This is a genomic window from Methylobacterium sp. WL19, assembly GCF_008040005.1.
GTDB classification, from domain to species: Bacteria; Pseudomonadota; Alphaproteobacteria; order Rhizobiales; family Beijerinckiaceae; genus Methylobacterium; species Methylobacterium bullatum.
Genome location: NZ_VRVC01000064.1, coordinates 22768 through 29168 on the forward strand (window position 1 = coordinate 22768; position 6401 = coordinate 29168).

At 69.2% G+C, this 6401-nt stretch carries 8 protein-coding genes; 7 read left to right on the forward strand and 1 reads right to left on the reverse strand.

Annotation, left to right across the window (positions count from 1 at the left end; genetic code table 11):
- Positions 1-10: 10 nt before the first annotated feature.
- On the reverse strand, positions 11-265 hold the full coding sequence (locus FV220_RS14030; RefSeq protein WP_082473252.1) for a type II toxin-antitoxin system RelE/ParE family toxin: 255 nt from the start codon (positions 263-265) through the stop codon (positions 11-13).
- Positions 266-327: 62 nt separating this feature from the next.
- Here FV220_RS14030 and murB point away from each other — a divergent pair, with 62 nt between their 5' ends.
- From murB to ftsZ, 7 genes are all read left to right on the forward strand, one after another.
- Positions 328-1257 carry a UDP-N-acetylmuramate dehydrogenase gene (gene murB, locus FV220_RS14035; RefSeq protein ID WP_056147498.1) on the forward strand — a complete coding sequence of 310 codons (930 nt, stop codon included), beginning with the start codon at positions 328-330 and terminating at the stop codon, positions 1255-1257.
- 35 nt (positions 1258-1292) lie between these two features.
- A complete protein-coding gene (locus FV220_RS14040; RefSeq protein ID WP_056147485.1) occupies positions 1293-1526 on the forward strand; it encodes an AbrB family transcriptional regulator in 234 nt (77 codons plus the stop codon).
- Positions 1513-1869, forward strand: coding sequence for a type II toxin-antitoxin system PemK/MazF family toxin (locus FV220_RS14045; protein ID WP_056147482.1), 357 nt, complete (start codon positions 1513-1515; stop codon positions 1867-1869). Before FV220_RS14040 ends, FV220_RS14045 begins: the two co-directional genes overlap by 14 nt.
- Before the next feature lie 47 nt (positions 1870-1916).
- Positions 1917-2840 carry a D-alanine--D-alanine ligase gene (locus tag FV220_RS14050; RefSeq protein ID WP_056147480.1) on the forward strand — a complete coding sequence of 308 codons (924 nt, stop codon included), beginning with the start codon at positions 1917-1919 and terminating at the stop codon, positions 2838-2840.
- Positions 2807-3781, forward strand: coding sequence for a cell division protein FtsQ/DivIB (locus FV220_RS14055; protein ID WP_026175605.1), 975 nt, complete (start codon positions 2807-2809; stop codon positions 3779-3781). Before FV220_RS14050 ends, FV220_RS14055 begins: the two co-directional genes overlap by 34 nt.
- A 72-nt stretch (positions 3782-3853) precedes the next feature.
- Positions 3854-5176, forward strand: coding sequence for a cell division protein FtsA (ftsA, locus tag FV220_RS14060; RefSeq protein ID WP_026175606.1), 1323 nt, complete (start codon positions 3854-3856; stop codon positions 5174-5176).
- Between the two features lie 102 nt (positions 5177-5278).
- A partial coding sequence (ftsZ, locus tag FV220_RS14065; protein WP_147832093.1) for a cell division protein FtsZ occupies positions 5279-6401 on the forward strand: 1123 nt, incomplete at its 3' end.

Below are 6401 nucleotides of genomic sequence, written 5' to 3' on the forward strand. Positions count from 1 at the left end.
GTGCTGGATCCTACCCGTAGATCGAGCCGCGGGGACCGACGGCATGCACAATGACCCGATCCGGCTCGATCGTGAAGATCACGCGCCAATCGCCGATCCGCAGGCGAAACCCCTCGGCCCCTTTCAGGGCCTTGATGTTGTTGGACAGAGCCGCGGGATCGTCGGCGAGGGTTCTCAGTTTCTCGCGTATCTGCGCTTCGGTGTTGGCCGGCATACGGGCGAGCGCCCGAGCCGCGGGACGGGTGTAGACGATCGTTCGGCCCATGCCACCACCTGTTGCGGCCGCCAACAACTTTCCGTTGAATATGCCGGAAGGCAAGGGATTCGATGACCGCCTTTCCCGACATCACCCCTGAGATCCGCGCCGCCGCTCCCGCCCTGCGCGGGCGGCTGCTGGCCAACCCGTCGCTGTCCGACCTCACCTGGTTCCGCGTCGGCGGGCCGGCGCAGGTGCTGTTCACGCCGGCCGACGAGGAGGATCTGGCCCATCTCCTCAGCGCCCTCGACCCCGCGCTTCCGGTGACCGTGATCGGCCTCGGCTCTAACCTGATCGTCCGCGACGGCGGCATTCCCGGAATCACCATCCGGCTCGGCGGCAAGGCCTTCGGGTCCGTCGAGATCGACGGCGAGACCCTGCGGGCCGGGACCGCGGTGCCGGACATGCGCCTCGCCAAGGCCGCGGCCGAGGCGTCCCTCGACGGATTGGCCTTCTTCCGGGGCATTCCCGGCTCCATCGGCGGCGCGCTGCGCATGAATGCCGGCGCGCATGGCGGGGAGACCACCGACGTGCTGGTGGAGGCGCGCGGCATCGACCGCTCGGGAGCGCTGCGGCGCTTCACCCATGCCGAGATGGGCTTCACCTACCGCCACAGCGAGGCGCCCGAGGACGTGATTTTCACGAGCGCGCTGTTCCGGGGCCGTCCCGGCGACCGCCAGGACATCGAATCGGAAATGGACCGCGTCACCGCCGCCCGCGAGGCGGCCCAGCCGATCCGCGAGCGCACCGGCGGCTCGACCTTCAAGAACCCGCCGGGCGGCAAGGCATGGCAACTCGTCGATGCCGCCGGCTGCCGTGGACTGACGATGGGCGGCGCCCAGGTCTCGGAGATGCACTGCAACTTCCTGATCAACCGCGATGGCGCCACCGCCGCCGATATCGAGGGACTCGGCGAGGAAGTCCGCCGCCGGGTGCGCGAGACGTCGGGCGTCGAGCTGCATTGGGAGATCAAGCGGATCGGTTTGAACGCAGTGGCGTAAGCCGGTAAGACGTAAGGCGAGAGCCGGAGGGATGCATGCTGGATCGTAGCGTTCGCGCCGCCTATTCGAAGATCTCGGTCAAGAGCCAGACGGTGCTGCCCGCGGAAGTCCGCGAGCGGCTGGCGGTTGGGCCGGGGGATCGTCTGCGCTACGTCCTGACCGAGGAGGGCGTCCGCATCGAGAAGGCCCCTCCGGAGGGGGACGACCCGTTCGTGACCTTCACGGAATGGGCGGGCAGTGCGGACGACGAAGATTATGCCCACCTCTGATCCGGGCGGCTTCTCGCCTGGAGCGGTGATCGTCGTGCCCTTTCCCTATGCGGATCGCCTCGTCGAGAAGCGCCGGCCGGCCCTGGTCGTCTCCGGCGCGGATGTCGCGCGGGCCGGGTTCGTCTGGGTCGCGATGATCACCAGCGCCCGCAACGCCGCCATGCCCGGCGACCTCGCGATCGAGGATCTCGACGAGGCCGGTCTGGTCACCGCATCGGTGGTGCGTCCGATCAAGATCGCCTGCATCGAGCCGTCCCGCATCCTTCGCCGGATCGGCTCCCTCCGGGCCGATTCGGCGGACCTCGTGTTCACACGCATCCGCGCGCTGATCGGCGGCGCGTGACGCTCACCCGCACATTCGTTTCCCCGCCCGATTCTGGAGCTTCGCCCATGTCCAAGCACGTCGCCGTCCTCATGGGCGGATGGTCCTCCGAGCGTCAGGTCTCCCTGAACTCGGGCCGCGCCTGCGCGGACGCCCTCGAAGGGGAGGGGTTCCGCGTCACGCAGGTGGATGTCGGGCCGGACATCGCCACCGTGCTCACGGAGTTGCGCCCGGACGTGGCCCTCAACGCCCTGCACGGTCCGGCCGGCGAGGACGGCACGATCCAGGGTCTGCTTGAAATCCTGCGCATTCCCTACACCCATTCGGGCGTCCTGGCCTCGGCCCTGGCGATGCATAAGGAACGTGCCAAAACGATCATGAAGGCCGCCGGGGTGAGCGTTCCGGAGGGGCTGGTCGTTAACCGTCATGATGCCGCGAAGTCACACCCGTTAACTCCGCCCTACGTGATCAAACCCATCGCCGAAGGCTCCTCCATGGGCGTCATCATCGTCCAGGACGGGCGCTCCCATCCGCCCCAGATTCTCGCCTCGGACGAGTGGGTCTACGGGGAGCAAGTTCTTGCGGAGACTTACGTTGCGGGCCGCGAACTCACCTGCGCGGTGATGGGGGACAAGGCCCTCGGGGTCATCGAGATCAAGCCCGCCTCGGGGGAGTGGTACGACTTCGATGCGAAGTACGCCGAGGGGGGGTCGATCCACGTCCTCCCGGCAGAAATTAAACCAAAAATTTACCAGCGTGTCCAAGAGTTGTCGTTAACGGCGCATCAAGCACTTGGATGCCGGGGCATCAGCCGTGCGGACCTTCGATACGACGACACACCGGGTGGAACCGGTGCCCTCGTCGTCCTGGAGGTCAACACGCAGCCCGGGATGACCAAGACGAGCCTTGTGCCGGAGATCGCAGCCTACGCTGGCTTGAGTTTCGGTGAGCTCGTCCGATGGATGGTGGAGGACGCTACTCTGGGTCGTTGAACGCCGCCGGTCAGGCTGGCGTCGACGGAACCCCCGCGCCCGGTCCGGGCTCGCTCGTCGCCGGTCTGGCGGCGCGCCTGCCGCGACTGGTGCGCCCCATGCTGCGCTCGCGCCGTTCGCGGCTCGGGCAGCCGATCGAGCGGCGCATTCCGCGGCACGCGGGCACGCTGACCCTCGCGGTCACCTTCGCCGTCCTGTCGGTGACCGGTTTCGTCGCCAGCGGCCGCTACGACCGCTTCGTGCTGGAGAACGGCCACGTCTCGGACGTCCTGGCCCGGCTGGCCGGTTTCGGCGTCGAGCGCGTCACCATTTCGGGCATCTCCCGTCTCTATGAGCGGGAAGTGCTGCAGGCGGCCGGCATCGACGGCCACTCGTCCGTGGTCTTCCTCGACGTCGCCGAAGCGCGCCAGCGCCTCCTCGATGTGCCGCTGATTTCCAGCGTCTCGGTGCGCAAGGTCTATCCGAACGAGATCGTCATCAACCAGGTCGAGCGCGAGCCCGCCGCCCTGTGGCAGCGCAATGGCGAGATCTCGGTCATCGCCGCCGACGGCACCGTCATCGACGAGATGCGCGACGACCGCTACGCCGCGCTCCCCCTGGTGGTGGGCGAAGAGGCCAACGAGCGCCTCAAGGATTACCTCGCCCTCATCGAGGCGGCGGGGGAACTTGGCGAGCGGGTCAAGGCCGGCACCTACGTGTCCGGCCGGCGCTGGACCCTGAAGCTCGACGGCGTCGACATCCGCCTGCCCGAGACCGGGGCCGCCGAGGCCCTGGCCCGCCTCGTCAAGCTCGAGCGCGACAGCCGCATCCTCGAGAAGGACATCATCGCCGTGGACCTGCGGCTGCCCGACCGGGTGGTGGTGCGGCTCACGGAGGAGGCGGCCGCCACGCGCGCCGAATCCCAGAAGAAGAAGCCGAAGGGCAAGGGAACCGAGACATGAGCCGTACGATCCGTCCGGCGCCTCTCGCGTCCCGCCAGCCCGCCCTTCCCGCCTCCTTCGCCCGGTAATCCGATGCACGCGCAACACGGCCTCACGCCGCGTATGAAACCGCTCTCCGCGCGCCGGAGCACCATCCTCTCGGTGCTCGACATCGGCACGAGCAAGGTGGTCTGCCTCATCGCCGAGCTCCAGCCGGCCGAGGCCCTCACCACCCTGCGCGGACGGACCCATTTCGCCCGCATCATCGGCATCGGGCATCAGCGCTCGCACGGCCTCAAGGGCGGTGCCATCGTCGATCTCGAGGCCGCCGAAGGGGCGATCCGCCAGGCGGTCCACGCCGCCGAGCGGATGGCCAAGGTCGAGGTCCAGTCGGTCATCGTCAACATCTCCGGCGGCCGCCTCGGCTCGCAGCATTTCGAGGCCCATGTCGGCGTCCGCAGCGGCACCGTCATGGGCGCCGACGTGGAGCGCGCCCTGGAGACGGCGAGCGCCCATGGCGTCAGCCCCGGCCGCACCGTGCTCCACGCCCTTCCCACCGGTTATGCCATCGACGGCCAGGGCGCGGTCATCGATCCCACCGGGATGATCGGCGAGTCCCTCGGCGTCGATCTCCACGTGGTCACGGCGGAGGCCGCCGCCGCCCGCAACCTGATGCTGGCGGTTGAACATTGCCATCTCGGCGTCGAGGCGGTGATCGCCACCCCCTATGCCGCCGGGCTCTCCGCCCTCGTCGACGACGAAGCCGAAATGGGCGTCTGCGTCGTCGACATGGGCGGCGGCACCACCAGCTTCGGCGTGTTCGAGGGCGGTCACCTCGTCCACGTGGACGCCCTGGCGGTGGGTGGCCACCACGTCACCATGGACATCGCCCGCGGCCTCTCCACCCGGGTGGTGGCGGCCGAGCGGCTCAAGACCCTGTACGGCTCGGCGATCTCCACCGCCTCCGACGAGCGCGACATGATCGCGGTCCACGGGGTCGGCGAGGACGAGGGCGACGCCCCCACCCACGTGCCGCGCTCGCAGCTCGTGCGGATCATCAAGCCGCGGGTGGAGGAGATCGTCGAACTCGTTCGCGATCGTCTCCGCAACGCGGGCTTCGCCGCCCAGGCCGGCCGCCGGGTGGTGCTGACGGGGGGCGCGAGCCAGCTCGTCGGTCTGCCCGAGGTCGCCCGCCGGGTGATGCAGGGCCAGGTGCGGATCGGCCGGCCGCTGGGCATCCGCGGCCTGCCGGAGGCCGCCAAGGGACCCGCCTTCTCCGCCGCGGTGGGCCTGCTGGTCTACCCGCAGGTGGCGCATGCGGAACATTTCGAGCCGCGGGGGCACAGCGCTCTCCTGGGCACCGGAACCGACGGCTACATCCCCCGCGTGTACCGTTGGTTGCGGGAGAGTTTCTAGAGACGAGGCCCGCCCCCGGAAGGGGGGGGGGCGACGACACAATCGGCGCCTTTGCGGAGGCGCTCATCGGCAACGCGAAAACGGCACGAAGGGCTCGACACCATGGCCATCTCTCTCCAGGCGCCTGACATCCGCGAACTCAAGCCCCGCATCACCGTCTTCGGTGTCGGCGGCGCCGGCGGCAACGCCGTCAACAACATGATCGAATCCGGCCTGCTGGGCTGCGAGTTCGTGGTCGCGAACACGGACGCCCAGGCGCTCACCTCCTCCAAGGCCGAGCGCGTGATCCAGATGGGCCTCGGCGTGACGCAGGGGCTCGGCGCCGGCTCGCACCCCGAGGTCGGCTCGGCCGCCGCCGACGAGGTCATCGACGAGATCCGTGACCAGCTCTCGGGCGCTCACATGTGCTTCATCACCGCCGGCATGGGCGGCGGCACCGGCACCGGTGCGGCCCCCGTCATCGCCCGCGCCGCCCGCGACATGGGCATCCTCACCGTCGGCGTCGTCACCAAGCCCTTCCAGTTCGAGGGCGTGCGCCGCATGCGCACCGCCGAGGCCGGCATCCAGGAGCTCCAGGCCGCCGTCGACACCCTCATCGTGATCCCGAACCAGAACCTGTTCCGGGTCGCCAACGAGAAGACCACCTTCGCCGACGCCTTCGCCATGGCCGACCAGGTGCTCTATTCGGGCGTCGCCTGCATCACCGACCTGATGGTCAAGGAAGGCCTCATCAACCTCGACTTCGCCGACGTCCGCGCGATCATGCGCGGCATGGGCAAGGCCATGATGGGCACCGGCGAGGCGTCGGGCGAGAAGCGCGCCAACCGCGCCGCCGAAGCCGCCATCGCCAACCCGCTCCTCGACGACGTGTCGATGAAGGGCGCGCGCGGCCTGCTGATCTCGATCACCGGCGGCAACGACCTCACCCTCTACGAGCTCGACGAAGCCGCCACCCGCATCCGCGAGGAAGTGGATTCGGACGCCAACATCATCCTCGGCGCCACCTTCGACGAGAGCCTCGACGGCATCATCCGCGTCTCCGTGGTGGCCACCGGCATCGAGCCGGCGCTGATCACCGCGCATTCGCAGAACAACCCCGAGATCGTCCAGACCGAGCAGCGGATCGCTGAAGTGGCCGAGCGCCTGCGTGCGGAAGCGAGGGCCAGGGCGGCACAGCCCGCCCCCACCTTTCGTGCCCCCGAGCAGCCGCTGACCGCTCCGGCCC

Excerpts from the sequence above, each read along its gene's own strand:
- FV220_RS14030 (WP_082473252.1), bottom strand. The coding sequence starts at position 265 with ATGGGCCGAACGATCGTCTACACCCGTCCCGCGGCTCGGGCGCTCGCC.
- murB (WP_056147498.1), top strand. The coding sequence starts at position 328 with ATGACCGCCTTTCCCGACATCACCCCTGAGATCCGCGCCGCCGCTCCC.
- FV220_RS14040 (WP_056147485.1), top strand. The coding sequence starts at position 1,293 with ATGCTGGATCGTAGCGTTCGCGCCGCCTATTCGAAGATCTCGGTCAAG.
- FV220_RS14045 (WP_056147482.1), top strand. The coding sequence starts at position 1,513 with ATGCCCACCTCTGATCCGGGCGGCTTCTCGCCTGGAGCGGTGATCGTC.
- FV220_RS14050 (WP_056147480.1), top strand. The coding sequence starts at position 1,917 with ATGTCCAAGCACGTCGCCGTCCTCATGGGCGGATGGTCCTCCGAGCGT.
- FV220_RS14055 (WP_026175605.1), top strand. The coding sequence starts at position 2,807 with ATGGATGGTGGAGGACGCTACTCTGGGTCGTTGAACGCCGCCGGTCAG.
- ftsA (WP_026175606.1), top strand. The coding sequence starts at position 3,854 with ATGCACGCGCAACACGGCCTCACGCCGCGTATGAAACCGCTCTCCGCG.